Source organism: Komagataeibacter ossonobensis (genome assembly GCF_057359305.1).
The window spans coordinates 1-24,606 of record NZ_JBXAYQ010000005.1; the positions used below are offsets into that span (position 1 = coordinate 1).

A 24,606-nucleotide genomic window follows, 5' to 3' on the forward strand; every position below is an offset into this window, starting at 1 on the left:
CTTCAGGGAACGCCGCCTTCTTGAAAAAAGTCGGTGCCCAAAAACCTTCATTTTTTATAATCAGGCATACTCAAACCAGTTGATCACGCTGAAAAAAGGCGCTGCCAACAGGTCCCGCTGGGACAGGACAGCCTGCATGTCCGCCACGGGCCACCCGATCCCCAGTGCTTCATCATTCCAGCGCACGGTCCGTTCATACTGCCGTTGTGGTGGAATGGTGCAGTGGTAACGGATCGCCGTCCGGTCATCCAGCGTGCATGACCCGTGCAGGAATCCCGGCGGAATCCATAACTGTCGGCCATCTCCGGCACTCAGGGTTTCCGCGACCCATTGCCCGAAGGTAGGGGAGCCAGTGCGCACATCCACCACCACGCTCCACACCGCGCCACGTTCACACTGCAAGAGTCTGCCCTGCGGGGCGGGTTCTATCTGACAGGACAGACCCCTGACGTGATTCCTGTGATGCGACAGGAGGCAGGTCTTGTATGAGAAGTCCCCTTCCATACCGATCCGGTGCAAAAGGGTGGCATCGGGATCGGCATGGTGACCTGATCGGGATGTCAGTACATACACTCCGCTAAGCGACAGTGCCGCCAGTTCAGCGTCCTGCCCCCCATACCCGGCGGACGCGACAGGCAGGACGGGATTCCTGTCCATCATCCACGGCGTGCCCGACATATGGACAGGTGGTCATGCCCCGATGCGGGCATGGATGGGTCATCATTTAAAATCTGCATCCGGATCTGCTTTTCATTCGGTCGGACGCATGCCGGACCGGTCACGCGTTTCATTCGTATGAAATGCAGTTTTAACGCAGCACGTGTTACGAACCGATTAAGGCAGCTCGGAAACAGATTTTATGCATTGGCGCAAAAGTCGTTGATAAAAAAGTAATAAAATTTTTTGGGTGCCGCTTTTTTTGAAAAAATCTTATTCAGGACATTTCAGTTCATAGACCTTTTATCAGCCTACTAGGTGACCTGTCGGATTTTGTATTTCAAGGGGGGTTACCAGATAAGGAATCTGGTGGAGCCAAGGGGAGTCGAACCCCTGACCTCCTGAATGCCATTCAGGCGCTCTCCCAACTGAGCTATGGCCCCACTGTCCTGACTGACCGGCCATTTTTCATGGCCCGCCGTGGTCTGGTTCGCGGGGTATAACCGTAAGATCCTGGCAATGCAACCCCCCGCAAACCAATTTATTGCATGATGATACGCTGTGCCCGCAACGCCTGCAGCAATGCCAGCAGGGGCAATCCCATGATGGCGGAATGTTCGCCTTTTATATGGGAAAACAGGTGAATGCCCATACCTTCCAGCCGGTAACACCCGACACAGGACAGAATCGCATCGCCCTCCATCGCCAGGTAATGCTCCAGAAAGGAATCGCTGAAGGCACGCATGTGCAGCACGGGGCAGGCAACGTGCCGCCAGACCTCGGCCCCGTCACGCAGCATCACCACCGCCGTATGCAGCATATGGGGCCTGCCGCGCAGCGTGCGTAACTGCTGTCGGGCGGCGTCCATGCTTTCCGGCTTGTCAAACCATGCCCCATCGCATGACAGCATCTGGTCCGCGCCAATCACGGCCGCGCCATTGTCCACGCTGATGGCGCGCGCCTTGGCCCGGGCCAGTTCAAGGGCTGTCTGGCCTGCTTCCATCCCGCAGGCGCGGGCACGGTCGCGAATGGCATGTTCGTCCACATCCGCCGCACGGTAATCCGCCCGAATCCCCGCTGATTCCAGCAGACTCCGCCGCGCGGCAGAGCGGCTGGCCAGTACTATCGGCGGCGACTCCGCCTGTAATGGCAGCGGCTTTAGTACTAAATTCGAGTCGTCTGGCATCACCCTCTCCGTACTGTCGAAGTGAAACACGAAATTCGGTGCGTTCGAGTACTGGGGTACATGGGGACAGTACTCCAAACAATTCTGCGCCGTACCGAGTACCGTGGACAACGGGTACACCTCCGTTCGCGGTGGGTTGTACACAGGCCCATGTCGGTACAATCTGGATAACTCCCCACGGCCACGGGAATCCTTGGAGTCGGAAACTGTACACTCTGTGGGAAAAGTGGGGTACATTTTCGGAAACGTGGGTACCCCGTCATCCACAGCACTTAAAGCACATCAAAAAATTTCTTTCTCTTTTCTTTTATTGTTTTGAAAGAGGCGCGCGCGTCTCACCTGCCCGCTATCCGTCACGACGAAAGTACGAGATAGTCCGGCCACAACGAAACAGAACGACGGATCGATGACTGAAACACGCAAACCCCTGCTCGCCACCCTGTTGGGAGAGGCGACATGGCCACCTCCGGTATGGCTGATGCGGCAGGCGGGCCGGTTCCTGCCAGAATTCCGGGCACTGCGTGAAAAGGCGGATTTCATAACCCGTTGCATGACACCGGACATGGCAGTGGATATCACGCTGCAGCCCATCCGCCGTTTTGGCATGGATGGCGCGATCCTGTTTTCCGATATCCTCATCCTGCCATGGGCAATGGGGCAGTCACTGGAATTCGTGCCGGGTCGGGGCCCTGTCCTCGGGGCGGTCCGTTCGATGGCCGACCTGGAGCGTCTGGATCCCACGCGGGTGAAAGAGGCAACGCAGCCGGTCATGGAAACGCTGTCCCGGCTGCGCAAAGCTGTTGACGGGCCGGAGGCGATCGGTCCCGCAAAACCGGGACAGGTCACGCTGATCGGCTTTGCCGGCGCCCCGTTCACGGTGGCGTGCTACATGGTGGAAGGCCATGGCTCGCGTGAGTTCGAGGAAACGCGCAGGCTGGCCTATACCGACCCGGCATTCTTTGACCGGCTGATCGACCTGCTGACCACATCCACGGCGGACATGCTGTGCGACCAGATCACGGCCGGGGCGGAAGCGGTCATGCTGTTCGACAGCTGGTCGGGGCTTCTGCCGCCGTCACAGTTCCGCAAGCATGTCATCGAACCCGCGCGCCGGATTACCGAAATCATCAATGCACGCCACCCCGATGTGCCGGTGATCGGCTTTCCGCGCCTAGCCGGGCTTATGGCGATTGAATACGGCCACGTGACGGGCGTGAACGCGATGGCGCTCGATACCGGGGCCGACATGAAGGCCGTGGCGAAAAAGGTGCCGGATACGCTGGTGCTGCAGGGCAACCTGGACCCGATCCGCGTGCTGGCCGGGGGGGAAGGCATGCGCACCGAAGCCCGCGCCATCCGTGATGCGATGAAGGGACGCCCCCACGTGTTCAACCTTGGCCACGGGGTCATTCCGACCACGCCCCCCGAACATGTGGGCGATCTGATCAAGACCATACGGGATGTATGAATGATGCTGCCTGCCGCCCTGCGTCCTGATGGCGCGCTCAAGCTGGTCATTTTTGACTGTGATGGTGTCCTGATCGACAGTGAAGGGCCGTCATGCCGCATGATTGCCCGCAACCTGCGCGAATATGGCCTTGCCATAAGCGATGAGGACGCGGTCCACCGTTTTGCGGGCCATGCCCTGACGGCGCTGAAGCATGAAATCGAGCAGGCGGAGGGCATTGCCCTACCCGATGACTGGCCTGCGCAGATGCAGCGCAATCTTGTCATTCTCATGCGGAGTGAGGCGGAAACCATAGACGGTGCCCCCGCCATGCTGCGTGGCGTGTCGGGCCTTGGGCTACCCTACCGTATCGGTTCCAATTCCTCGGTCATGGAAATGGAAGCGAAATTCGGCCGTACCGGTCTGGATGCCCTGATCGCGCCCGCGCATATCCATTCCGCGCGCGACATGGGCCAGCCCAAGCCGGACCCGGCAGTCTATCTGGCGGCGGCGAAGGCGCAGGGTGTTTCGCCTGAAAACTGCATCGTGCTGGAAGATACCGATACCGATACCGGTGCACGCGCGGCGCAGGCGGCGGGCATGGGATGTGTGCTGCTGCGGCCGGCCGAACTGCCCGCGCCATCATGGCCGGGACTGCTGCGGATCACGCATCTGAATGAATTCGTGCCGCTGCTGCGGCGTATACTGGATAGCCAGAAACAGCAGGGTGCCGCGCATGATTGACGCGCTGGCTTCCATCATGCTGTGGCTGAAGGCATTCCACATCATGTCGTTCATCGCATGGATGGCGGGGCTGTTCTATCTGCCGCGGCTGTTTGTCTACCACTGCCAGGTGGCGGCGGGCACGGCTGAATCCGAACGCTTCAAGGTGATGGAATACAAGCTGCTGCGTTTCATCATGATGCCGGCCATGATCAGCACATTCCTGTTCGGGGGCCTGCTGTCGGCCATTCCCGGGCTGATCGACTGGCATTCGGGCTGGTGGATCACCAAGCTTGCCTGTGTGCTGGCGATGGCGGGATTTAACGGCGCGTGCGGTCGCTGGCGGCGGGATTTTGCCAATGACCGCAATACGCGGCCCGAACGGTTCTATCGCATGGCGAATGAAGTGCCGACCGTTCTCATGATGATCATCGTGATCATGGTGGTTGTCCGCCCGTTTTGAACCGGGCGGACATCCGTTTGCCGGATCAGAGCAGGGACTTGCCCTGCTTCAGCACGGCGTTGCAGACCTTGGTCGTGACCTTCTGCTTCAGGTTGCCGCTGAGCGATGACAGAGAGAACGTATTGCCGTTGCCGGTATCAAGAATACCGTTCTGGCCGTTGGAATACTGGTTGCTGGAGGTATCAAGACCCGCCTTCTGTTTCAGTGATGACAGCAGGGTGGTGGGGCTGTTGCCCTGCAGGTAGTTGTTCTGCACGCAGTAGCTCAGCAGGCCCGTGACGTTGGAAGGGGCCAGCGATGAGACAGACGGCACGTTCAGGCCGCTGCCCGAAAGCAGGCTGCTCGCCTTGCCCAGTCCACCCGAACCACCGGTCAGGTCACCGAAACCCTGTGCATGCGCGGGCGCGCCGGACAGTGCGGCAGCAAGTGGCAGGGCCGCGGCGAGAGCCAGGAAACGGTTCATTTTTTTCATGTGATGATAAACTCCTGAAATCCGGGCCGAAGGAAAACCAAGGCCTGTATGACCTGTTATATCCGTCTACGGCGCACAGGGGATAGCCCGTAGCCCCGGCTTTTATGCAATACCGACCATGAGCATTCCGTAAATCTTGCCCATGACCGGCATCACCACGTACTGCAGCAGCAGCAGCAGGACGAGCGGGCTGAGGTCGATGTTGCCGATATTGGGCATGATGTTCCGGATGGGACGCAGGACCGGTTCGGTCATGCGGAACAGGAAGTTCGAGATATTCCAGACAATCTGGTTGCGCGGATCCAGGATGCCGAACCCAAGCAGGAAGCTGAACAGACAGGCCAGCATCACCACATAGTAATAAAGCTGTATGAGTTCAGCCAGCAGGTTAAAGATAATGGTGATCAACGGGTCAACCTTCATGGATGATGGGAACTGGAATTTAGTGTCCGTCACGCCCGCATACAACTGCCATGAACGCGGCGGGCAGGGAAGGAAAGCGATTGGCATACCAAAAATGGGCCTTGACTTGCGGCCCGCGCACGGTATGTATCGCGCGAGGATTGTGGGGCTGTAGCTCAGATGGGAGAGCGCCTCGTTCGCAATGAGGAGGTCAGGGGTTCGATTCCCCTCAGCTCCACCACCATCCTTCTTCCGATAAAAACCTGATCCGGTTGAACGCCAGTCCATGACTGGCGGCGTTTACGTTTCTCAATCGTCGGCAGGGGGCATGGCCACCAGTTCGATTTCAGCCAGCTGCCCCATATGTTCGAACTGTCTGACCAGTCGCAGCGTCGTTGCAGGACAGGTCCGGCCGAACAGGTCATTCAGCAGGGGAAAGCAGGCGCTGAAGCCATCGGTCTCACGCAGGGTAAAGGTGACGCGGGTCACGTTTTCCGCAGTCATGCCATGCTGGCCCAGCCGGGTCATGCCCGTGGCCAGTGCCTGCCTGATCTGGGGAAACAGCTCGGTCGGGAATTGCCCGGTCGTGGCATCGACGCCGGTCAGGCACCGGATATGTACTTCCGGCGAAGGGTGGAACGGCATGTTTTCTTCCATTGAAGCCAGAATCACAAAATGGTCATGTTTTGTCCATAAAAAATTTTCCATCCCCGAAATGACGACTTTCGGATAAACCTCCTTTCCATGAATGATCCGGTCCAGATCCATGCGTCCTGTGCGGCGCGGGGGGCACAGGGTATCGTGCTGACCGGCCCGTCGGGGGCGGGAAAGTCCGACCTGCTGCTGCGCCTGATTGACGCAGGCTATGACCTGGTGGCCGATGACCGGGTCTGCCTGCACGAAGGCTGGGCCAGCGCGCCCGTAGCCCTGTCCGGATTGCTGGAGGTGCGCGGTATCGGGATCGTGCGCATGCGCTATCGGGCGCGCGTGCGTGTTGTGGCGGTTGCAAGGCTGGTTTCCCCGGCTGACCATCCACCGCGACTCCCCCCGCCGCCACACCGTGATAAGGTCGTGGGGCAGCCGGTGTTTTTCATTGATCCGGCATGGCCTTCCGCCGTTGCCCGGATCGGGCTGGTGCTGGACTGTGTTGCCGGTCGCAGGCAACTGCTTGATGAAAGGCAGATGTGATATCGTCACCACTTTCCATTGTCGCCCGTTCAGGGAACAATGGGTTCATGAAAAGGTTTCGATCCCGCCATGATACAGCGATCTGTCATTGGCCATGGGGCTGACAGAAGTCAGGGTTTTGTGTGACTGACACCATGCATGAAGATACGCCACTTCCCCGTCGTATCCTGCTTGTCACCGGGCTGTCCGGCGCGGGCAAGTCCTCGATTCTGCGCATTCTGGAGGATCTGGGGCACGAAGTGATCGATAATCCGCCGCTGGGCATGCTGGATGAAATCGTGGCCCGTGCCGAACGTCCCGTGGCGGTGGGGGTGGATTCGCGCACGCGCGGGTTCGATGCATCTGCCGTGCTGGCTGCGCTGGCGCGGTTGCGCGTCAACCCGGGCCTGAATGCTGAACTGATTTACGCAACGGCCGAGGAAAGCGTGCTGCTGCGTCGCTATACCGCCACCCGCAGGCGTCATCCGCAGGCCGTCCATGGCACCGTAAAGGAAGGGATCGAGGCCGAAATCGCCCTGACATCCCCCCTGCGTGAAGCGGCGGATGTGGTGATCGATACCTCCGACCTGCCACCACCGGAACTGCGGCAACTGGTCGAGGCCCGTTTCGGGGAATGGACGGCGGGGGGACTCGATGGCCTGACAGTCGCCCTCATGTCATTTGCCTTTCCGGCAGGCCTCCCGCGTGAAGCGGATATGGTGTTCGATGCCCGTTTCCTGACCAATCCCTATTATGATTCCACCCTGTCCGCCATGACCGGACTGGATGCGGACGTGGCGGCCTATGTCGCCCGTGATCCCGATTATCAGGAATTCCTCGACCGTATCGTAGGGCTGCTGGAACTGGTGCTGCCGCGTTTTGTGCGCGAAGGAAAGAAATACGCCACCATCGCCATAGGCTGTTCGGGCGGGCGGCACCGTTCCGTCACATTGGTGGAGGCACTGGCCCGCAGGCTTGCGCAACGTGCGGACAATACCCATCCACATGATGCATGGCCTGTGGTTATCATGCATCGTGAACTGGCCCGTCAGGGCCGCAGCAGCTGGCGGTGGGCCAATCGGCCACGCGGGCTGTCGGAAACAACGGAGCAGACGGACCCGAAATGATCGGTCTTGTGTTCGTGATGCACGGTATCCTTGGTGAGACCCTGAAGGGGGAACTCGAACACGTGGTCGGCCCGCAGGCGCAGACCGCGGTGTTCAACGTGACCGCCACCGCTGTGCCCGGCACATGCCGCGATGCCCTGCAACGGGCCATCGACTCGGTTGATAGCGGGCAGGGCGTCATCCTGCTGACCGACATGTTCGGCAGCACGCCATCGAATGTTGCGGTCTCCGTGCTGGAAAACGACCGGGTGGAAGTGCTGGCGGGGGTAAACATGCCCATGCTGGTCAAGCTGGCGCAGATACGCGGGCAGGCGGATATGCGCGAATGCCTCAACGGCGCGGAAGCGGCGGGCAGGCGTTACATATCCGTGGCGTCCCACCTGCCGGCGGCATGCCTGTCGGGTGTGGGGGAATGCGTGGGTGAGGCGGACAGCGTGGCAGGCCACGGTGGCTGAAACAGCGACACAGCCCGTGCCGCACCGGATGGATGCGGAGATCGTGAACCAGCGCGGGTTGCATGCTAGGGCTGCTGCAAAATTTGTGACGGTCGCGGAAAAATTCGATGCGGGTGTTGATGTAACCCATGCGGGCATGACGGTTTCGGGCCATTCCATCATGGGACTCATGATGCTGGGCGCGGGCAGGGGCGAGACGATCACCATCACCACCACCGGTCCCCAGGGGCCGCAGGCGCTTGCGGCGCTGGTGCGGCTGGTCGGGGCCGGGTTTGATGAAGGCGACTGAACGCCGTCCGCAGCAGCGTCCCCGCGCGGGAGAAATCCGGCTGGAAGGCCAGCCTGTCTCCCCCGGTGTCGCGATCGGTTACGCCGCTGTCGCGCATGAACCGGTTCCCCCGCCAGTGGATATGGCGCGCCGGGACTGTAACCCGGCGCATGAACGTACCCGTCTGCATGATGCCATAAGCCGTTCCGTGGCCCAGCTTGGTCGGCTGCATGACCGTCTGGCCCTGCTGCCGGAAGACGGGCAGGTTGAAATTGGCTCCCTGCTGGAAGTCTATCGGCGCATGCTGGGACCTTCGCGCCTGCGGCGCGGGATCGAGGGGCGGCTGGAACACGGCATGCTGGCCGAAGCCGCCGTCATGCAGGAAACCGAGGCGCTGGCCGCCCACATGCTCGCACCGCCCGACCGTCCCGCGCCACAGGGCGAGGACGCGGTGGCGGCCCGCAGGCGGGCGGGCGAATTCCGTGAAATCGGGCGCAGGCTGGTCCGTAACCTCAGTGGCACGCCCTATCGTTCCTTTTCCGCCCTGCCGGACGGGGCCATTCTGGTCGCCGAGCAGTTGCGCCCCGCCGATGCCGCCCTGATCGATCCCTCCCGCATTGCCGCCGTCGTGACGGAAGAAGGCGGCAGTACCGGGCATACCGCCATCCTGCTGCGTGCGCTGGGCATTCCCGCCGTGCTGGCTGCCCATGGGTTGCTGGCGCAGGTGCGGCGGCGCACGCGCCTGGTGGTGGACGGGACAACGGGGCAGGTCATTATCCGCCCCTCCAGCCGCACGGCGGCGGCGGCACGGGTGGATGTCGCGGCCTATGCGCGTGAACGCCAGATGCTGGGCCGGCTGCGTCGGCTGCCCGCCCGCCTGTCCAGCGGGGAAGTGCTGACGCTGCAGGCCAACCTGGAAATCCCGGCCGAACTGCCGATGGTGGCGCAGTCGGGGGCGGCGGGCATTGGCCTGCTGCGCAGCGAATTCCTGTTTATGAATACCGATACCCTGCCTGATGAAGCGCGGCAGGAAGCCATCTATCTGCCCCTGATCGAGGCCATGGCGGGCGACCCGGTCACGATCCGCGTGGTGGACTGGGGCAGTGAAAAGAACAGCGATGCCCTGTCACGCGTCGTGGGTATTGGCAATGGGGGCGATGTCAATCCGGCGCTGGGCGTGCGGGGCATCCGGTTGCTGCTTCAGCATCGCGCCCTGCTGGAAACGCAGTTCGCCGCCATCCTGCGCGCGGCCCATGCGGGGCCGGTCCGGGTCCTGTTGCCCATGGTGTCCGGGGTGGGGGAAGTACGGGCCGCACGTGACATTTATGCCCGCGTCGGGCGCAGGCTGCGGCGTAAAGGGATGGAAATCCCCGAGCCGTTACCGCCACTTGGCATCATGATTGAAACGCCCGCCGCCGCCCTCATGGCCGATGTGCTGGCGCAGGAAGCCGAATTCCTGGCCATCGGTACCAATGACCTGACCATGTACGCCCTTGCCGCCGACCGGGCGGCAGCGGATGTGGCGGCCCTGTATGACCCGCTGCACCCGGCGGTGCTGCGGCTGGTGCGCATGACGGCGGATGCGGGGCTGCGCCAGCGCAGGCCGGTTTCCGTCTGTGGGGAACTGGCGTCCGACCCGCTGGCGGTGCCGTTGCTGGTGGGGCTGGGGGTGCGGTCCTTTTCCATGCATGCCTCCGCCGTGCCACGGGTGAAGCGGGCGATCCGGGCGGCCGCCATGGATGACTGCCGCCGCATGGCCTGCCGCGCGCTGGAAGCGACGGATGGGGATGAAGTCCGCACCATGCTGGCAACCTACACCCACGACCTGCGACACCCCGGGGATGGCTAGGGACGGCGTAAGCCTGCCCCTGCCCTGGCGGGATGTGGACGCCATACTGGCGGCGTGGGGACACCTGCCATGGCTTGCCTGTCTGGATAGCGGGGGCACGGTTGGTGACCGGGCGCGCTGGGTTATCATCTGCCGTGACCCGGTGCATGTGGTGGTCCAGCGTGCAGGCCGATGCTGGCTGGATGGCGTGGCGGTGGACCGTGACCTGCTGGCGGTGCTGCGGGACGCTCTGCCGGTTGGTGGCTGTCCTGCTGGTCTGCCTTTTGCCGGTGGGGCGATCGGGTTTGCCGGTTACGGCGCAGGGCTGCGCGGGACGGGGATCATGACCCGGCATAAGGATGACCCGACGCAGCCGAAGGCTGCGTTCGGTATTTATGACCATGCCTTTGTCCTTGACCGTCTGCAGGGCCGGGCGTGGCTGGCGGGTCATGACCCTGTGGCCCTGCCTGCTGATCGGGTTGCCCGTCTGGTGGCGCAGTGGGAAGCGGTTGGTCCGGCAGGGGCGATCCCCACATTGCCCGCCCTGCCTTTCAGGCCGGATCAGGATGGCGCGGCCTATCGCGCCGGTGTGGCGCAGGCGGTGGAACGGATCGCGGCGGGCGAGGTGTTTCAGGTCAACATGACCGGGCGCATGTATGCCGCCCGACCCGCCGGGCTTGGGCCGGTGGATGTCTATCGTGCGTTGCGGGCCGGATCCCCCGCGCCGTTCGGGGCTTTCCTGTCATGTGATGGGGCATTTGCCCTGCTCAGTGCCTCGCCCGAGCGGTTCATCGCCCTTGGTCCCGATGGCACGGTGCGCACCCGGCCCATAAAGGGCACCGCCCCGCGCGGCCGGTCGGCGGCGGAAGATGCGCAACTGGCCCGCCACCTGTGCCATGATGCGAAGGAACGGGCCGAAAACCTGATGATCGTGGACCTCATGCGCAATGACATCGGTCGTGTGGCCCGTATCGGCAGCGTCAGCGTGCCCGAACTGTTTGGCGTGGAACGGTTTGCCCATGTCCACCATCTGGTGTCCGAGGTCACGGGGCAACTGCGTACGGGCTGTGATGCCTTCGACCTGCTGGCCGCCACACTGCCGCCGGGTTCGGTTACGGGCGCGCCCAAGCATCGCGCCATGCAGATCATTGATGAACTGGAGGCCTCCGCCCGTGGGGCCTATTGCGGCACGGTGGCATGGATCGGGTGCGATGGGGCCATGGACAGTTCCGTCATCATCCGCGCGCTGTCCATGACGCCGGAGCGCATCATCGCGGCGGCGGGCGGGGGCATCACCTTTGAATCCGACCCGATGCGTGAATATCGTGAAATGCAGCTGAAAATCGCGGCCCTGCTGGATATTTTCCATGACAGCCCGGATGGAGGATCTCCATGACCGCACCCGTTTCCCTGCCCATATGGCTCAATGGCCGGATCCTGCCTGCGGGCGGCGCATGCGTGGACACGGCGGACCGGGGCTTCCTGCTGGGCGATGGCCTGTTCGAGACCATGCGGGTTGCGGACGGACAGGTCCGGCATTTCGATCGCCACATGAACCGTCTGGCGCAGGGGGCGGCGGCCATCAGGCTGCCATCCCCTGACCGGGCGGCCATTGCGGCGGGTATTGCGGCCCTGCTGGATGCCAGCGGGCTGCAAACGGGATCATTGCGCCTGACCTGCACCCGTGGGGTGGGACCACGCGGCCTGCTGCCGCCCGCACAGGTCTCGCCAACAGTGCTGCTGACCGCTTCATCCGGCCTGCCGCCCGCAACCCCGGTGCGTCTGGTCACCGCATCCCACCGGCGTGATGAGGGCAGCATCCTGTCACGGATAAAAAGCCTGAATTACCTGCCATCCATTCTGGCGCGGATGGAGGCGGCGGAACAGGGGGCGGATGATGCCATCCTGCTCAACCATGCGGGTTTCGTGGCTGAAACCAGCGCCAGCACGCTGGTCGCCTGCCTTGACGGGCAGCCTGTCACCCCCCCGGTCAGCGATGGCGCATTGCCCGGAACGGCCCGTGGGGTGCTGGTGGATGCAGGGATCGTGCAGGTGGGGCGTATTTCACCCGCGCGGTTGCGCCAGGCGGCGGCGGTCTTCACCCTCAACAGCCTGTCCGTGCGGGAAGTCTTGGCATGGGACGGGGTTGCATTACCACGCCGCCCCGACCTGCTGGCGACCCTCCGGGCGGCCTGTCAGGGCTGATTTCCGCCCACAATGGAGCAGTTATGGCATTTCGCTTATTGCCCCGCATCACGCGGTTGGACTAATCCACCCGGATTGGCCCATTTCCAGCTTGCGTGAAAGGTCACCTGCTGATGACCCCCCCGAAGACCGTGCCGGTTCGGCGTGCCCTGATTTCCGTTTCCGACAAGAAGGGCCTGCTTGACCTTGCCCGCGCCCTTGTCGCCCATGGCGCGGAGATCCTCTCGACGGGTGGTTCCGCCCGTACCCTGCGCGAAGCCGGCATCCCGGTGCGTGATGTGTCCGAACATACCGGTTTTCCGGAAATCCTTGATGGGCGCGTCAAGACACTAGTGCCGCAGGTGCATGGTGGCATCCTTGGCCGGCGTGACCTGCCCACGCATGTCAGCCAGATGGAAGAACACAAGATCGCCCCGATCGACCTTGTGGCCGTCAATCTGTACCCGTTCGAGGCCACGGTGGCGTCCGGCGCGGGAGCGGAGGACTGCATCGAGAACATCGACATTGGCGGTCCGGCCCTGATCCGTGCGGCGGCCAAGAACCACGCCCATGTCGCCATTGTGACCGATCCGGCGCAGTATGGTGAAATCATCACCGCGCTGGAAAATGGTGGCACCACGCTGGCGCAGCGCAAGAAGCTTGCCGGTGCGGCCTATGCCCGCACGGCCGCCTATGACGCCGCCATTGCCGCATGGTTTGCAAAGCAGGAAGGCGAGGTGCTGCCCCCGCGCATGATCGTGGCGGGTGAGAAGCGCGAAAGCCTGCGCTATGGCGAAAACCCGCACCAGAAGGCGGCTTTCTACACCGATGGCTCCACCCGCCCCGGCGTGGCCACGGCAACGCAGGTGCAGGGCAAATCCCTGTCCTACAACAACATCAATGACACCGACGCGGCATTCGAGGCCGTGGCCGAATTTGACGCCCCGGCCGTCGTGATTGTCAAGCACGCCAACCCCTGTGGCGTGGCCGTGGCGGCGACGCAGGCCGAAGCATGGGACCAGGCGCTGCGATGCGACCCGGTTTCGGCCTTTGGCGGGATCGTGGCACTCAACCGCACGCTGGAAGCCGAGGCGGCATCACGCATCGCCGCGATCTTCACGGAGGTGATCGTCGCCCCCGATGTCAGTGCCGAAGCGCGTGAGATTCTTGCGCGCAAGAAGAACCTGCGCCTGCTGCTGACCGGCGCCCTGCCTGACCCGGCGGCCGGTGGTGTGGTGGTGCGTTCGGTGGCGGGTGGCTTCCTGGCCCAGACACGCGATAACGGCCGCATCATGCCCGATGCGCTGAAGGTGGTGACGAAACGCGCGCCGACTCCGGCGGAAATGGCGGATCTGATCTTTGCCTTCCGTGTGGCCAAGCACGTCAAGTCGAACGCCATTGTCTATGCCAAGGACCAGAGCACAGTGGGAATTGGCGCGGGGCAGATGAGCCGCGTTGATTCCGCGCGCATCGCCGCCACCAAAAGCGCTGACGCCGCGAAGGCCGCGGGCATCGACCATCCGCTGACCCAGGGCAGTGTCGTGGCGTCGGATGCGTTCTTCCCCTTCGCGGACGGTCTGGAAGCCGCAATCGCCGCAGGGGCGACAGCCGTGATCCAGCCCGGTGGCTCCATCCGTGATGATGAGGTGATTGCCGCCGCCGATAAGGCCGGCATCGCCATGGTCTTCACAGGTATGCGCCATTTCCGGCACTGATCCTACAGCAAGGCCCCTTGCCTGTGCGCCGGGGATGGCATGAGATAGCACGCCCGGTGGACGACCGGGGTTAAGACAGACGAAAGACGGGTACCCGCATGGACATTCATCGACGTTCCTCCTGCCGCCTGCTTGCGGGCGTGCTTGTGGCTGGCAGTCTGGCGGCGGGCGGTGTCCATGCCGCCAGCAGGGGTGGCGCACAGCCCGCGCCGGCCGCCCCGGCTGCGGCGCAGGTAACCCCGGTGTTCGACATGACGCCGCTGCCGGTCACCACGGGACAGCTTGTGCAGTATATCCTGACCCCGGCGGGCCAGGTGTCTGGCATGCTGCTGGGGGACGGGACACAGGTTTTCTTTTCCCACGATCTGGGGGAAGAACTGTCCACCATCGCCCGGCCGGGTGAACAGGTCAGCGTCAATGGCCTGAAGGGCATAAGCCAGCCGATCGTACGTGCCTATGCCGTCAGCGGCCCGCGTGGGCGCCGTATCGCCGACGTGCATCCGCCCGCATCCGCCACGGCCCCGGTGGTTGATTCCCCCAGCATCGGCCCCGATGTGCCGGTGGACGGGACCATCCTTGCCCCCCTGTATGACATGCAGGGCAAGGCGCAGGGTGTGATCATGCGTGACCATAGCGTCGTGTATGTGGGTGAAAAGAATGCAACCCGTCTTGTCGCGTGGCTCAAGCCGGGGGCGACGCTGCACGCCATCGGCACCGGTGTGACAGGGGATCATGGAACCGCCATCAACGCACGTGAGATCGGACCTGACGTCAACCAGGCCATCCATGTCGAACCCGCCGACGCCCCGCCGCCCGGCGCGTTTCCCGGCAGCGCCGGTTATGATGTCATTCCCGGTGGTTCTTCCGGCGAATAAGGGCATATTGAACCCCCACCGGGGAAAAAAGATGCAGGGATGGCACGTTTGTTTGCCACCCCTTGCTTGACAGGTTATTGCAGCATCGTTAGCTAGCGCCTGCACCCTTGGGAGGTGCGAGAAGTGGATAAGGATAACGACCCGTCCGACGAGTCCTTTGACCGGCGACTGGAAGCAGCCCGCGAGCGTATGAACCCGCCCGCGCCCGCTGCCCGCGACACCGGTGGGACGCTGTCCGATCTGGGCCTGGTGATCAGGTCGGGAACGGAACTTGTATCGGCGCTGGTGGTCGGGGTTGCGATTGGCTGGGGGCTTGACCACTGGCTGCATACGAAGCCCTGGTTCCTGATCGTCTTTTCGCTTCTGGGTGGTGTGGCAGGTGTGCTTAATGTCTGGCGTCTTGTCAGGCCCGATGCCATAAACACTGAGGCAAAGGGGCCGGACGACGGCTCTGGACGGATATAGGGAAGAACGAAGTTGGCGGCCGGATCATCCATCGACGCGCTCGGTCAGTTCGAGCTCCATCCAGTTTTGGGTGCACTTGGCGAATCCCTGCGGTTCAGCCAGTCCCCCATGATGATGATTGTTGCCGCCATTGTGGTTCTGGCATTCCTGTACGTGGGCATGCGTCCCGCGGCGGTGGTGCCGGGCCGGCTGCAGTCCGCAGCTGAAATGTGCTACGACTTCATCCATAACATGGCGGTTGATACGATTGGTCCGGAAGGCCGTGCCTTCTTCCCGTTCGTGTTCACGCTGTTCTTCTTCATTCTGGCTGGCAACTACCTTGGCCTGCTGCCTTTTTCCTTTGCCTTCACCAGCCATATCGCCGTGACGCTGGCGCTGGCGCTGATGGTGTTCTGCCTCTCGATCATCGTGTCGCTCAAGGTGCAGGGGGCGAAGTTCTTCGCCCATTTCATGCCCGCCGGCGCCCCCAAGGCACTGGCCCCGCTGCTGATCCCGATCGAGATCCTTTCCTTTCTTTCGCGTCCCGTGAGCCTGTCGATCCGTCTGTTTGCCAACATGGTCGCCGGTCACGTGATGTTCGACATGTTTGCCGCCTTCACGATCATGCTGGCCGGTCTGGGCTTCTTCGGTGACATCATCGCCGTTGGTCCCGTGGTCATCAATATCGCGCTGATGGCACTCGAATTGCTGGTCGGTGCCTTGCAGGCCTACGTGTTTGCAATCCTTACCTGCATCTATCTGAGGGAGGCGGTGGCCCACTAAAGGCCCCAACCCCGCTTCCATCTATTTCAATCCAGAACGTCTGAAACAAGGAAAACAAGACATGGATATCGCAGCAGCCCGTGAAATTGGTGCCGGTATCGCCGTTATCGCCCTCGCTGGCGTTGGCATTGGCCTGGGTAACATCTTCTCCACGCTGGTCAGCAGCATCGCGCGCAACCCGTCCGCGCGTCCGCACGTGTTCGGTCTCGGCATGCTGGGCTTCGCCCTGACGGAAGCCGTCGCCCTGTATGCGCTTCTGATCGCGTTCCTGATCCTGTTCGTCTGATACGCTGGAGGCGAACATGGCGCGCGCCGTGATGTATGACAACATCCGAAGGGCGGGGACAGTTCTGGCCTCGTCCGCGCTGGCTCTGCCGCTGATGGCCATGGTTGCCCCTGGCGCGCGCGCCGAGGGCATGCCCCAGCTTGATTTCGGCAATCCCTATGTCATCGGACAGGTGGTATGGGGCGCTGGCATTTTCCTGGTACTTTACCTTCTGCTGAGCCGTTCGGCCCTGCCGAAGGTGGAAAAGGTCCTGTCGCTGCGTCGCCAGACGATCGAGACGGATCTCGGGATTGCGCACAAGGCCAAGACCCGCGCTGATGAAGCAGTGGCCGACCTGCATGAAGCCCGCCGCAAGGCACTGGCTGATGCACAGGCCAATGTGGACAAGGTTGTCGAGGAGGCGCGTCTTGCCGCCGCCCGGCAGACCGAGGAAATGAACGCGCGTCTGGCGACGGAAATCCAGGATGCCGAAACCCGCATTGCCCAGGCACGCGGGCAGGCGCTGGCATCCGTGCGTGAGATTTCGACAACGACGGCGGAAACGCTGATCCATCAGTTATCCGGCATTGCCGCCCCGGCCGATTTCGTGACGGCAAAGGTCGGTTCTGCTGCGGCAGCACGTGGTCTCTGACCCGCTGCCCAAGACAGACAGGTCATAATCATGTTTCATGATCCCCGTTTCTGGTCGGCTGTTGCCTTTGTCCTGTTTTTTGTCCTGTTCGGGCGTTCACTATGGAAACCCCTGGTGAGCGCGCTGGACGGACGGGCGGAGCGCATCCGTGCAGAGCTTGATGAAGCAGCGCGCCTGCGCCGTGAAGCCGAGCAGATGCTTGAGGACGCGACGCGTGACCGCGAAGCGGCATTGGCCGAAGCCAAGGAACTGGTTGAACATTCCCTGCGCGAAGCCGCCAATATCGCACTGAAGGCCCGCAAGGACGCCGAGGAAATCGCCGCACGGCGCGAACAGATGGCAAAGGACCGGATTGCTTCGGCAGAACGTTCCGCCCTGCGCGAAGTGCGTGAGACGGCTGTTGATATCGCCATTCAGGCCACGCGTGAAACGCTGGCTGCAAGCCTGCCCGCAGATACGGACGGCAAGATCATTGACAAGTCCATCGGTGACCTGCCGACGGCCCTGTCCCAGCGTGCTGCCTGATCATCATTGGTGACAACCGGCATGTCAGGTAATGGGGCGGACGACCGTCCCATTGTCTCCATTATCGCGGCAGTACTGAACGAAGGGCCGAATATTCGGCCTGTATGTCAGGAAATTTCCGATGTCCTTGGCCAGTTGCCCGGGGCTGAAGTCATTTTCGTTGATGATGGCAGCACAGACGATACGGTCGCACAGCTTGAAGCCGTAAGGCGTGACGGCATCCTGCCTGACCTGCGTATCCTTGGTCATGATACGGTTTACGGAAAATCCGCTGGCCTGCGCACCGGCATTGAAGCCGCGCGCGGTGAGTGGGTCATCCTGATGGATGGTGACGGACAGGATAATCCTGCTGATTTCGCCGCCATGCTGGAAATGTGCCGCATGGCAAAAGGGCGCGCGCCCCTGGTTGTGGGCGTGCGAACCAGACGGCGTGATACCATGTCGCGCAGGCTGGCCTCACGTTTTGCCAATGGCCTGCGCCGTCGCCTGCTTGATGATGGTTGCCCTGATACCGGGGCGTCGCTGAAGGCATTCCGGCGCGTGGATTTCCTTGGACTGCCCCAGTTTGAGGGGCTGCACCGCTTCCTGCCGTCCCTTATGGGCAGGCGGGGCGTACCGCTGGCCTGTCTTTCGGTCGATCACCGTAACCGGCTGCATGGATCTTCCAAATATACCAATCTCAAACGGGCCATTGTCGGCATCCGGGACATATTGGGTGTAATGTGGCTTAACAACCGCGCCAGGATACCGAAACGCGTTACCGAACGCTGAAGGGACCGTGCCCATGACGCGTCTGACATTGCGTCACTATATCCTTGTGGCGCTGTCCGTATTTTTCCTGTTCCTGCCGGGGCGTGCGTCGCTTCCACCGCTGGACCGTGATGAACCGCGTTACATGGAAGCCACGGCACAGATGCTGCACAGCGGCAACTATGTCGATGTCCGGTTTCTGGATCAGCCCCGCTATCTCCAGCCTGCTGGCATATACTGGCTTGAAGCCACGGCTGTCCGCCTGACGGGCATGCAGGACGCGCATGCGGTCTGGCCCTATCGTATTCCTTCGCTTCTGGCGGTGACCGGTTCCGCAGTGCTGACCGCGTGGATTGGCGCGGCCCTGTTCGGCCCCATGTGTGGCCTGCTGGGGGCGGCACTGCTGGCGGTATCGGTGCTGATGACGGCCGAAGGCCGGATGGCCACCATTGATACGACCCTGCTGCTGTTTGTGCTGCTGGCACAATGCGGGCTGCTGCGAGCATATCTGGACCGTGAACGTGACCTTGCCACCCCGCTTGCCGCGGCCCTGTTGTACTGGACCGCGCTGGGGTGCGGGCTGATGCTCAAGGGACCGGTTATCCTGATTCCGGGTTTTGGCACCCCCCTTGCGCTGGCGCTGGTGGAACGGCGTATTGACTGGTGGAAACGGCTGCGGCCGGCATGGGGCTGGCTGGTCATGCTGGCCATTGTGCTGCCATGGTGCATCGCCATCGGGGTTATCAGTCACGGCGATTTCTTTTCACGGGCGGTCGGGCGCAATTTTCTGGGCAAGGTCGCCAGCGGGCAGGAAACGCATGGCCTGCCACCCGGCTATCATCTGATTGTCTTTGCCATTGCCTTCTGGCCCGGGTCGGTTTTTGCGGCCATGAGCCTGCCTTTTGTATGGGAACGCCGGTTTCAGCCGCATGTGCGTTATCTGCTGTGCTGGATCGTGCCGCACTGGATGGTGTTCGAGGCTATTGCGACCAAGCTGCCGCATTACGTGCTGCCGACCTATCCGGCCATTGCCATCCTGACAGCGGCGGCGATTGTTTCCTTTCCGACAGACTGGGAATGGCCACGGGCGATATGGGGGCGTAGCCTGATTGCGGCTTATGGGCTGATCTGGTTTACGGTTGGGTCGGTGCTTGCGTTTGTGGGGCCGGTGCTGCTGTGGCGCATGGAAGGCATGGTTTCCCCTGCCGCCATGCTGGTGCCTGCCGGTGCGCTGCCGCTGCTAGGCCTGTCGGGTTACCTGATCCTGCACCGTGATGCGCTGCGGGCGGCCATGGCGGCCATAGCGGCTGCCGTCATCATCCATGTCGGGCTGTTCACGACCGTCATTCCCCGGTTGCAGACCATCTGGCTCAGTCCACGCCTTGCGGCGATGGTGGATGCGCACCGTCCCTGCGCGCGGACTATCGTGGCCTCGACATCAGATTCGGAACCCAGCCTTGTATTCCTGCTGGGTCAGGATACGCGCCTGATCAATGCCACGGCCGCCGCAGATTTCCTGCAGCAGAACCCCAGATGCGGCATGGCGCTGGTAGGGGCGCAGGATCTGGGCGCTTTCAGTGCCCGAATCATGGAAAATGGTCTGGATGTGCACGAACTGGGACAGCAGACGGGACTGAATTACTCGACGGGCAAGCATCTGGAAATCGGGCTGTATGCTGTCGTCCCATCGTCCGCGCCATAAGCACTGATAAAAAATAATCATTTTTCAAAAAGATGGTGTTCTTCGAAGCTTTTTGAAAAAAGCTTCACCAAAAACTTTCTGATGATTCTTTCTTTTAGGGCATTATGCCCGGCAATGATGTCCCAAAGCCTGCGGCACAACAGGAACGCTGTATTGCGACTGACGCCGATAATTTCTGGAGTAATTCATGTGTCTGCGACGAAGTACTCCAGAAGGAGATCTTGAGGCAGTAAGGGCCAGCCGGCTGCGATGATGTAATTTCATGCCGCATATCAAGCCGTTATCGGCTTACCTGTGCCAGCCCCCTGTTTCTTTTCAGGATAGGGTCAGGACTTGAACCAGACCTCGACCGGTCCCTTGACCTTCATGGCCATCGGGTTGCCGAAACGGTCAGTGCCGCGACCCACGGCCAGACGCACCCAGCCTTCGCTTATGCAGTATTCCTCGACATTATTTTTCTCGATGCCCTTGAAACGCACGCCAATGCCGCGATCAAGCAGGGACTCGTTGTAAAAGGGGCTGGCGGGATTGACGGACAGACGGTCCGGCGGGGTATCGGTCATGGTTGGTCTTTTTTCCGTATGGTGAACGTGAAACGCTGTCTGACATAGCGGCAATAGCGTTAGTCTCCAACACCCGGTGTCACGTCTTCCTCCACCGCGCGGATGGTGGCCTGCCCACGGGTGATGTCGGTGATGCGGGTACGGACCTCCGCCTCGCGTATCGCGGGCAGGGCGATCTGCATGTCGACCCCTGCGGCCCCGAAGTCTTCGCCTTTTATCTGGCAGTCCATGCTTTCCAGCCGCGCGCGCAGCAGGGCATGGTCGGAAAAACCGCAGCCAAATGTCAGGGACACCATTTCCACGATCGGGACGCGTTCCGCCGTGCGCAGGCATTCCGCAGCCGTGCCACCATAGGCACGCACCAGACCACCCGCCCCCAGCTTGGTGCCACCAAACCACCGCGTGACCACGACCACGGTGCGATCGAAACCCTGCCCCTCGATCACCTGCAGGATGGGGCGACCCGCCGTGCCACCGGGTTCACCCGCGTCATCACTGCGATAGGTCTGGCCGATCAGATAGGCCCAGCAGTTATGGGTGGCGTCAGGGTCACTGACGGATGCGATGAATTCCATGGCTTGCGCAGGGGTTGAAACGGGAGCGGCCTGTGCAAGGAAAATGCTTTTCTTTACCTCCCGCTCCAGCATCGCGGGTTCGCGCAGCATGAAGCGTTCGGGCGCACTCACGCCTCCGCCTCCTCCATTGCCCCGGTAAACAGGCTGACCAGATCGCCCAGATGGCCGATCTCCTGTATGCCCAGCCCATCGGGGGCCGTGGGCTTACGGTTGCCGCGTGCGATGCGGCGCGGCAGGAATGCATGCTCGAAACCCAGCTTATGGGCTTCCTTCAGCCGTGTGTCGGGTTGCGAGACCTGACGGATCTCGCCCGACAGGCCAACTTCGCCGAAATAGACCGAACCGGCACTGGTGGGCTGCCCGGTGGCGGCGGATACAAGGGCTGCGGCCACCGCCATGTCGGCCGCCGGTTCCCCCACCCGCAGGCCACCTGCGATATTGAGGTGTACATCCATGGCGTTGAGCTTGATGCCGCATCGCGCTTCCAGCACCGCCAGCAGCATGTTCAGCCGTCCGGTATCCCACCCCACGACCGCGCGCCGCGCGCCGCCATCACCCGCCTTGGGCGACAGCAAGGCCTGTACCTCCAGCAGGACGGGGCGCGTACCTTCCATGCCCGCGAACACGGCGGACCCCGCGATATGTCCCCGCCGTTCAGCCAGAAACAGGGCAGAGGGATTGGGCACTTCCTCCAGTCCCTGATCGGTCATGGCGAACACGCCGATTTCGTCCGTCGCGCCAAAGCGGTTCTTGGCCGCGCGCAAAATCCGGAACTGATGGCCGCGATCGCCTTCGAAATACATGACCGCATCAACCATGTGTTCCAGCACACGGGGACCGGCCAGTGCTCCTTCCTTCGTCACGTGTCCCACCAGGATCAGGCTGAAGCCACGCTGCTTGGCCAGACGGATCAGTTCAAACGCGCAGGCGCGCACCTGGCTTACGGTGCCGGGTGCGCTTTCCACCGTTTCCATCCACATGGTCTGGATCGAATCGATCACGACCAGCGCCAGGTCCTTTTCCGCCTCCAGCGTTGCGACGATATCAGCCACGTTTATGGCGGCGGCCAGTTCCAGCGTGGGCGCTTCCAGCCCCAGCCTACGCGCGCGCAGGCGGATCTGGTCCACCGCTTCCTCGCCCGATATGTACATGACCTTGCGTCCCGCCCGCGCCAGCGCACAGGCCCCCTGCAGCAGCAGCGTCGATTTGCCGATACCCGGATCACCACCAACCAGCACGACGGATGCCGGAACCAGTCCGCCCCCCAGCACGCGGTCCAGTTCACCGATCCGGGTTTCAATGCGGGGTGGCGGTGGTGTGTCGCCCGCAAGACCGACAAGGTTGATGCGGGCACCCGTGCGCCTGCGGGCGTTGGTGCCGCCGGTTGCCGTGGGTTCGACCGTTTCCTCGACAATGCTGTTCCATGCACCACAGGCGTCGCACCGGCCCGACCATTTGGGAAACACCGCCCCGCAGGACTGACAGACAAAACGGTTAGCGGGCCGACGCGCCATGATGGCTCCTTGGACAAGAACAGATCGTGTATATCATATATGGAACGACCGGCCGCGAAAGTCAGAGGGCGTGTGAAAACCCCTTTGGAAAACATGAAAAAAGTTTTTGGTGAAGCTTTTTCAGAAAGGCGACATCCAAAAACTTTTATGTTTTTTATCAATCAGTTACGAACGTCTACCTTGATCGGCCCCTCGCGGCGGCCATGGGTAAATTGGTCCACCACCGGGTTGCCACTGCTGAACAACGTTGATGGCGCCCCCTGCCAGATCAGCCTGCCTTCATACAGCATGCCCACCCGGTCCCCGATCCGCTGGGCGGACGCCATGTCATGCGTAATGGCGATGGCGGTCGATCCCAGCTTGCGCACGCAATCGGCAATCAGCCCGTCAATCACCGCGCCCATGATGGGATCAAGCCCGGTTGTCGGTTCATCAAAGAACAGGATTTCAGGGCGGGCCGCAATGGCGCGTGCCAGCCCCACACGTTTCTGCATGCCGCCCGACAGTTCGGATGGCGACAGCGCGCCCACGGCAGGGTCCATGCCCACCTGTTCCAGCAGGGCGCCCGCGCGCGTGCGGGCCTGTGCGCGGGTAATGCGCGGCCCATGGCCCGCGCGGGCGGCGGCAACAAGGCCGAAGGTCACGTTTTCCCACACGCTCAGGCTGTCAAACAGCGCGCCGTTCTGAAACAGCATGCCGATCCGCGCCATGTAGGGTTCGCGCTGCCGGGGCGAAAGGGTGGTGACATCGACGCCATCAATCTCGATGGACCCGGCGTCAGGCGTAATCAGGCCCAGGATGCAGCGCAGCAGCACCGACTTGCCGGTGCCCGAACCACCAATGACCACGAATGATGTGCCACCCATAACATCAAGGTCCACCCCATCCAGCACCACCTTGGGACCGAATGCCTTTTTCAGGCCGCGAATGCGGATCTTGGGGGTTGCGTCACTCATTGGGAAAAGAACACATCCGTCAGAAGGTAATCAAACGTCAGCAGCAGGATCGAGGCCGCGACCACGGCGGCCGTGGTGGCCGCCCCCACGCCTTCGGCCCCGCCACGGCTGTGATAGCCATGGTAGCAGCCCATGAGCGCGATCAGGAACCCGAATATGGCCGCCTTCACCAGTCCCACCGTCACGTCCATGACCTTGAGCGAGGCAATCGTGGCCGTGATATAGGCGGAAGCCGAAAAATCCAGCTTCATCACGCACACGGTAAACCCGCCCAGTACACCCAGTATGTCAGCCACCAGCACAAGGAACGGCAGCGCCAGCGTGCCCGCCACCAGCCGTGGCGTGACCAGGTACTTGATGGGGTTGGTGGACAGGGTGGACAGCGCGTCGATCTGGTCGGTCACGCGCATGGTGCCGATTTCGGCCGACATGGCGGCCCCGACCCGGCCCGCCACCATCAGTCCCGCCAGCACCGGCCCCAGTTCACGCGTGACCGCCAGGATGACAATCCCGGCAATGGCGTTCTGGGCATGGTACTGGGCAAAACCGGTATAGGACTGGAGTGCGATCACGCCGCCCGAAAACAGTGCGGTCAGCGCCACGACCGGCAGGGAGAAATAGCCGATTTCCACCAGCGTGCCCCACAGCGTGCGCCAGTAGAAGGGGGGGCGGACCACATGCGACAGGGCAACGGCGGCAAACAGCGCCACCCGCCCCGCCATGCGGACGATATCCAGAACGGCCCTGCCCAGCCCGGCAATGAAATCGAGAATGCCGTTCACAACGCCTCCCGCGCATGTGGGTGATCGCCATGCCGGACAACAGGTTCAGCAGACATGTTCCTGCCGTAGCGCGGCATGTCCCCCACGTCAAAGCGAAAGCGCGTACCCCCTGCCGTGCGTGCTGCA

At 62.3% G+C, this 24,606-nt stretch carries 29 protein-coding genes and 2 tRNA genes; 20 read left to right on the top strand and 11 right to left on the bottom strand.

The annotated features are described in order from the left end of the window. Positions 1-60: 60 nt before the first annotated feature. The 3 genes from AC1RQ9_RS05745 to AC1RQ9_RS05755 all read right to left on the bottom strand — a co-directional run bounded on the left by AC1RQ9_RS05745 (position 61) and on the right by AC1RQ9_RS05755 (position 1,843). The gene (locus AC1RQ9_RS05745) at positions 61-678 is read right to left on the bottom strand and encodes a dTDP-4-dehydrorhamnose 3,5-epimerase family protein (protein WP_485985965.1); all 618 of its coding nucleotides are present in this window, start codon (positions 676-678) and stop codon (positions 61-63) included. A 346-nt stretch (positions 679-1,024) separates the two neighbouring features. Next, positions 1,025-1,100, bottom strand: a tRNA-Ala gene (locus AC1RQ9_RS05750). Positions 1,101-1,198: 98 nt separating this feature from the next. Next, complete coding sequence (locus AC1RQ9_RS05755; RefSeq protein ID WP_485985966.1) at positions 1,199-1,843, bottom strand: Maf family protein; 645 nt, start codon at positions 1,841-1,843, stop codon at positions 1,199-1,201. Between the two features lie 406 nt (positions 1,844-2,249). Here AC1RQ9_RS05755 and hemE point away from each other — a divergent pair, with 406 nt between their 5' ends. Genes hemE through hemJ form a run of 3 tightly spaced genes read left to right on the top strand, consistent with a single transcriptional unit; the run spans position 2,250 to position 4,476 of the window. Further along, a complete protein-coding gene (hemE, locus tag AC1RQ9_RS05760; RefSeq protein ID WP_485985967.1) occupies positions 2,250-3,311 on the top strand; it encodes a uroporphyrinogen decarboxylase in 1,062 nt (353 codons plus the stop codon). Between the two features lie 3 nt (positions 3,312-3,314). Then, a complete protein-coding gene (locus AC1RQ9_RS05765) occupies positions 3,315-4,034 on the top strand; it encodes an HAD family hydrolase (protein ID WP_485986031.1) in 720 nt (239 codons plus the stop codon). Then, positions 4,027-4,476, top strand: coding sequence for a protoporphyrinogen oxidase HemJ (gene hemJ, locus AC1RQ9_RS05770; RefSeq protein WP_193733104.1), 450 nt, complete (start codon positions 4,027-4,029; stop codon positions 4,474-4,476). Before AC1RQ9_RS05765 ends, hemJ begins: the two co-directional genes overlap by 8 nt. A 25-nt stretch (positions 4,477-4,501) precedes the next feature. Here the strand turns inward: hemJ and AC1RQ9_RS05775 are convergent, their stop codons facing one another. Together AC1RQ9_RS05775 and AC1RQ9_RS05780 are read right to left on the bottom strand one after the other, a co-directional pair. Next, positions 4,502-4,948 carry a YjjA family protein gene (locus AC1RQ9_RS05775; RefSeq protein WP_485985968.1) on the bottom strand — a complete coding sequence of 149 codons (447 nt, stop codon included), beginning with the start codon at positions 4,946-4,948 and terminating at the stop codon, positions 4,502-4,504. A 102-nt stretch (positions 4,949-5,050) separates the two neighbouring features. After that, complete coding sequence (locus tag AC1RQ9_RS05780; protein WP_485985969.1) at positions 5,051-5,458, bottom strand: YggT family protein; 408 nt, start codon at positions 5,456-5,458, stop codon at positions 5,051-5,053. Between the two features lie 57 nt (positions 5,459-5,515). Between AC1RQ9_RS05780 and AC1RQ9_RS05785 the strand changes: the two genes are divergently transcribed. Then, positions 5,516-5,591, top strand: a tRNA-Ala gene (locus AC1RQ9_RS05785). A 68-nt stretch (positions 5,592-5,659) separates the two neighbouring features. On the opposite strand, the gene AC1RQ9_RS05790 is transcribed toward AC1RQ9_RS05785, so the two are convergent. Next, the gene (locus tag AC1RQ9_RS05790; RefSeq protein ID WP_227672678.1) at positions 5,660-5,995 is read right to left on the bottom strand and encodes a RidA family protein; all 336 of its coding nucleotides are present in this window, start codon (positions 5,993-5,995) and stop codon (positions 5,660-5,662) included. Between the two features lie 99 nt (positions 5,996-6,094). Here AC1RQ9_RS05790 and AC1RQ9_RS05795 point away from each other — a divergent pair, with 99 nt between their 5' ends. The 16 genes from AC1RQ9_RS05795 (at position 6,095) to AC1RQ9_RS05870 (ending at position 20,090) form a co-directional block, all read left to right on the top strand. Continuing rightward, positions 6,095-6,538 carry an HPr kinase/phosphorylase gene (locus AC1RQ9_RS05795; RefSeq protein WP_485985970.1) on the top strand — a complete coding sequence of 148 codons (444 nt, stop codon included), beginning with the start codon at positions 6,095-6,097 and terminating at the stop codon, positions 6,536-6,538. Positions 6,539-6,672: 134 nt separating this feature from the next. Next, entirely contained in the window at positions 6,673-7,644 is a 972-nt protein-coding gene (gene rapZ / locus AC1RQ9_RS05800; RefSeq protein ID WP_193733159.1) for an RNase adapter RapZ, read from the top strand. Continuing rightward, the gene (locus AC1RQ9_RS05805; protein ID WP_485985971.1) at positions 7,641-8,099 is read left to right on the top strand and encodes a PTS sugar transporter subunit IIA; all 459 of its coding nucleotides are present in this window, start codon (positions 7,641-7,643) and stop codon (positions 8,097-8,099) included. Before rapZ ends, AC1RQ9_RS05805 begins: the two co-directional genes overlap by 4 nt. Further along, positions 8,092-8,388, top strand: coding sequence for an HPr family phosphocarrier protein (locus tag AC1RQ9_RS05810; RefSeq protein WP_408886253.1), 297 nt, complete (start codon positions 8,092-8,094; stop codon positions 8,386-8,388). Before AC1RQ9_RS05805 ends, AC1RQ9_RS05810 begins: the two co-directional genes overlap by 8 nt. Beyond that, entirely contained in the window at positions 8,375-10,216 is a 1,842-nt protein-coding gene (gene ptsP / locus AC1RQ9_RS05815; RefSeq protein WP_485985972.1) for a phosphoenolpyruvate--protein phosphotransferase, read from the top strand. The genes AC1RQ9_RS05810 and ptsP overlap by 14 nt, the downstream gene beginning before the upstream one ends. Then, positions 10,209-11,591 carry an anthranilate synthase component I family protein gene (locus AC1RQ9_RS05820; RefSeq protein ID WP_485985973.1) on the top strand — a complete coding sequence of 461 codons (1,383 nt, stop codon included), beginning with the start codon at positions 10,209-10,211 and terminating at the stop codon, positions 11,589-11,591. The genes ptsP and AC1RQ9_RS05820 overlap by 8 nt, the downstream gene beginning before the upstream one ends. Then, a complete protein-coding gene (locus tag AC1RQ9_RS05825) occupies positions 11,588-12,400 on the top strand; it encodes an aminotransferase class IV (protein WP_485985974.1) in 813 nt (270 codons plus the stop codon). Before AC1RQ9_RS05820 ends, AC1RQ9_RS05825 begins: the two co-directional genes overlap by 4 nt. Before the next feature lie 113 nt (positions 12,401-12,513). Next, positions 12,514-14,094, top strand: coding sequence for a bifunctional phosphoribosylaminoimidazolecarboxamide formyltransferase/IMP cyclohydrolase (gene purH / locus AC1RQ9_RS05830; RefSeq protein WP_485985976.1), 1,581 nt, complete (start codon positions 12,514-12,516; stop codon positions 14,092-14,094). 98 nt (positions 14,095-14,192) lie between these two features. Beyond that, complete coding sequence (locus AC1RQ9_RS05835; protein ID WP_485985977.1) at positions 14,193-14,969, top strand: hypothetical protein; 777 nt, start codon at positions 14,193-14,195, stop codon at positions 14,967-14,969. A 123-nt stretch (positions 14,970-15,092) separates the two neighbouring features. Continuing rightward, positions 15,093-15,434, top strand: a complete 342-nt coding sequence (locus AC1RQ9_RS05840; protein WP_193733093.1) for an AtpZ/AtpI family protein — start codon at positions 15,093-15,095, stop codon at positions 15,432-15,434. A gap of 12 nt (positions 15,435-15,446) precedes the next feature. Continuing rightward, positions 15,447-16,196, top strand: coding sequence for a F0F1 ATP synthase subunit A (locus tag AC1RQ9_RS05845; protein ID WP_019090713.1), 750 nt, complete (start codon positions 15,447-15,449; stop codon positions 16,194-16,196). A gap of 61 nt (positions 16,197-16,257) precedes the next feature. After that, positions 16,258-16,482, top strand: a complete 225-nt coding sequence (locus AC1RQ9_RS05850) for an ATP synthase subunit C family protein (RefSeq protein ID WP_003616715.1) — start codon at positions 16,258-16,260, stop codon at positions 16,480-16,482. A 16-nt stretch (positions 16,483-16,498) separates the two neighbouring features. Further along, entirely contained in the window at positions 16,499-17,113 is a 615-nt protein-coding gene (locus tag AC1RQ9_RS05855) for a F0F1 ATP synthase subunit B (RefSeq protein ID WP_010509507.1), read from the top strand. A gap of 30 nt (positions 17,114-17,143) precedes the next feature. Next, positions 17,144-17,638, top strand: a complete 495-nt coding sequence (locus tag AC1RQ9_RS05860; protein WP_193733091.1) for a F0F1 ATP synthase subunit B family protein — start codon at positions 17,144-17,146, stop codon at positions 17,636-17,638. Positions 17,639-17,659: 21 nt separating this feature from the next. Continuing rightward, complete coding sequence (locus AC1RQ9_RS05865; protein WP_193733090.1) at positions 17,660-18,409, top strand: glycosyltransferase family 2 protein; 750 nt, start codon at positions 17,660-17,662, stop codon at positions 18,407-18,409. A 13-nt stretch (positions 18,410-18,422) separates the two neighbouring features. After that, a complete protein-coding gene (locus AC1RQ9_RS05870) occupies positions 18,423-20,090 on the top strand; it encodes an ArnT family glycosyltransferase (protein ID WP_485985979.1) in 1,668 nt (555 codons plus the stop codon). A 326-nt stretch (positions 20,091-20,416) separates the two neighbouring features. Here AC1RQ9_RS05870 and AC1RQ9_RS05875 read toward each other — a convergent pair whose 3' ends face one another. The 5 genes from AC1RQ9_RS05875 to AC1RQ9_RS05895 all read right to left on the bottom strand — a co-directional run bounded on the left by AC1RQ9_RS05875 (position 20,417) and on the right by AC1RQ9_RS05895 (position 24,480). Then, positions 20,417-20,653, bottom strand: a complete 237-nt coding sequence (locus AC1RQ9_RS05875; RefSeq protein WP_010509497.1) for a DUF3297 family protein — start codon at positions 20,651-20,653, stop codon at positions 20,417-20,419. A 59-nt stretch (positions 20,654-20,712) separates the two neighbouring features. Further along, entirely contained in the window at positions 20,713-21,339 is a 627-nt protein-coding gene (locus AC1RQ9_RS05880; RefSeq protein ID WP_485985980.1) for an IMPACT family protein, read from the bottom strand. Continuing rightward, positions 21,336-22,742 carry a DNA repair protein RadA gene (gene radA / locus AC1RQ9_RS05885; RefSeq protein ID WP_193733087.1) on the bottom strand — a complete coding sequence of 469 codons (1,407 nt, stop codon included), beginning with the start codon at positions 22,740-22,742 and terminating at the stop codon, positions 21,336-21,338. The genes AC1RQ9_RS05880 and radA overlap by 4 nt, the downstream gene beginning before the upstream one ends. Positions 22,743-22,903: 161 nt before the next feature. Then, positions 22,904-23,698 carry an ABC transporter ATP-binding protein gene (locus tag AC1RQ9_RS05890; RefSeq protein WP_485985982.1) on the bottom strand — a complete coding sequence of 265 codons (795 nt, stop codon included), beginning with the start codon at positions 23,696-23,698 and terminating at the stop codon, positions 22,904-22,906. Then, positions 23,695-24,480: an MlaE family ABC transporter permease gene (locus AC1RQ9_RS05895; RefSeq protein ID WP_141261484.1), complete on the bottom strand. Its 786-nt coding sequence runs from the start codon at positions 24,478-24,480 to the stop codon at positions 23,695-23,697. The genes AC1RQ9_RS05890 and AC1RQ9_RS05895 overlap by 4 nt, the downstream gene beginning before the upstream one ends. Positions 24,481-24,606: the final 126 nt, after the last annotated feature.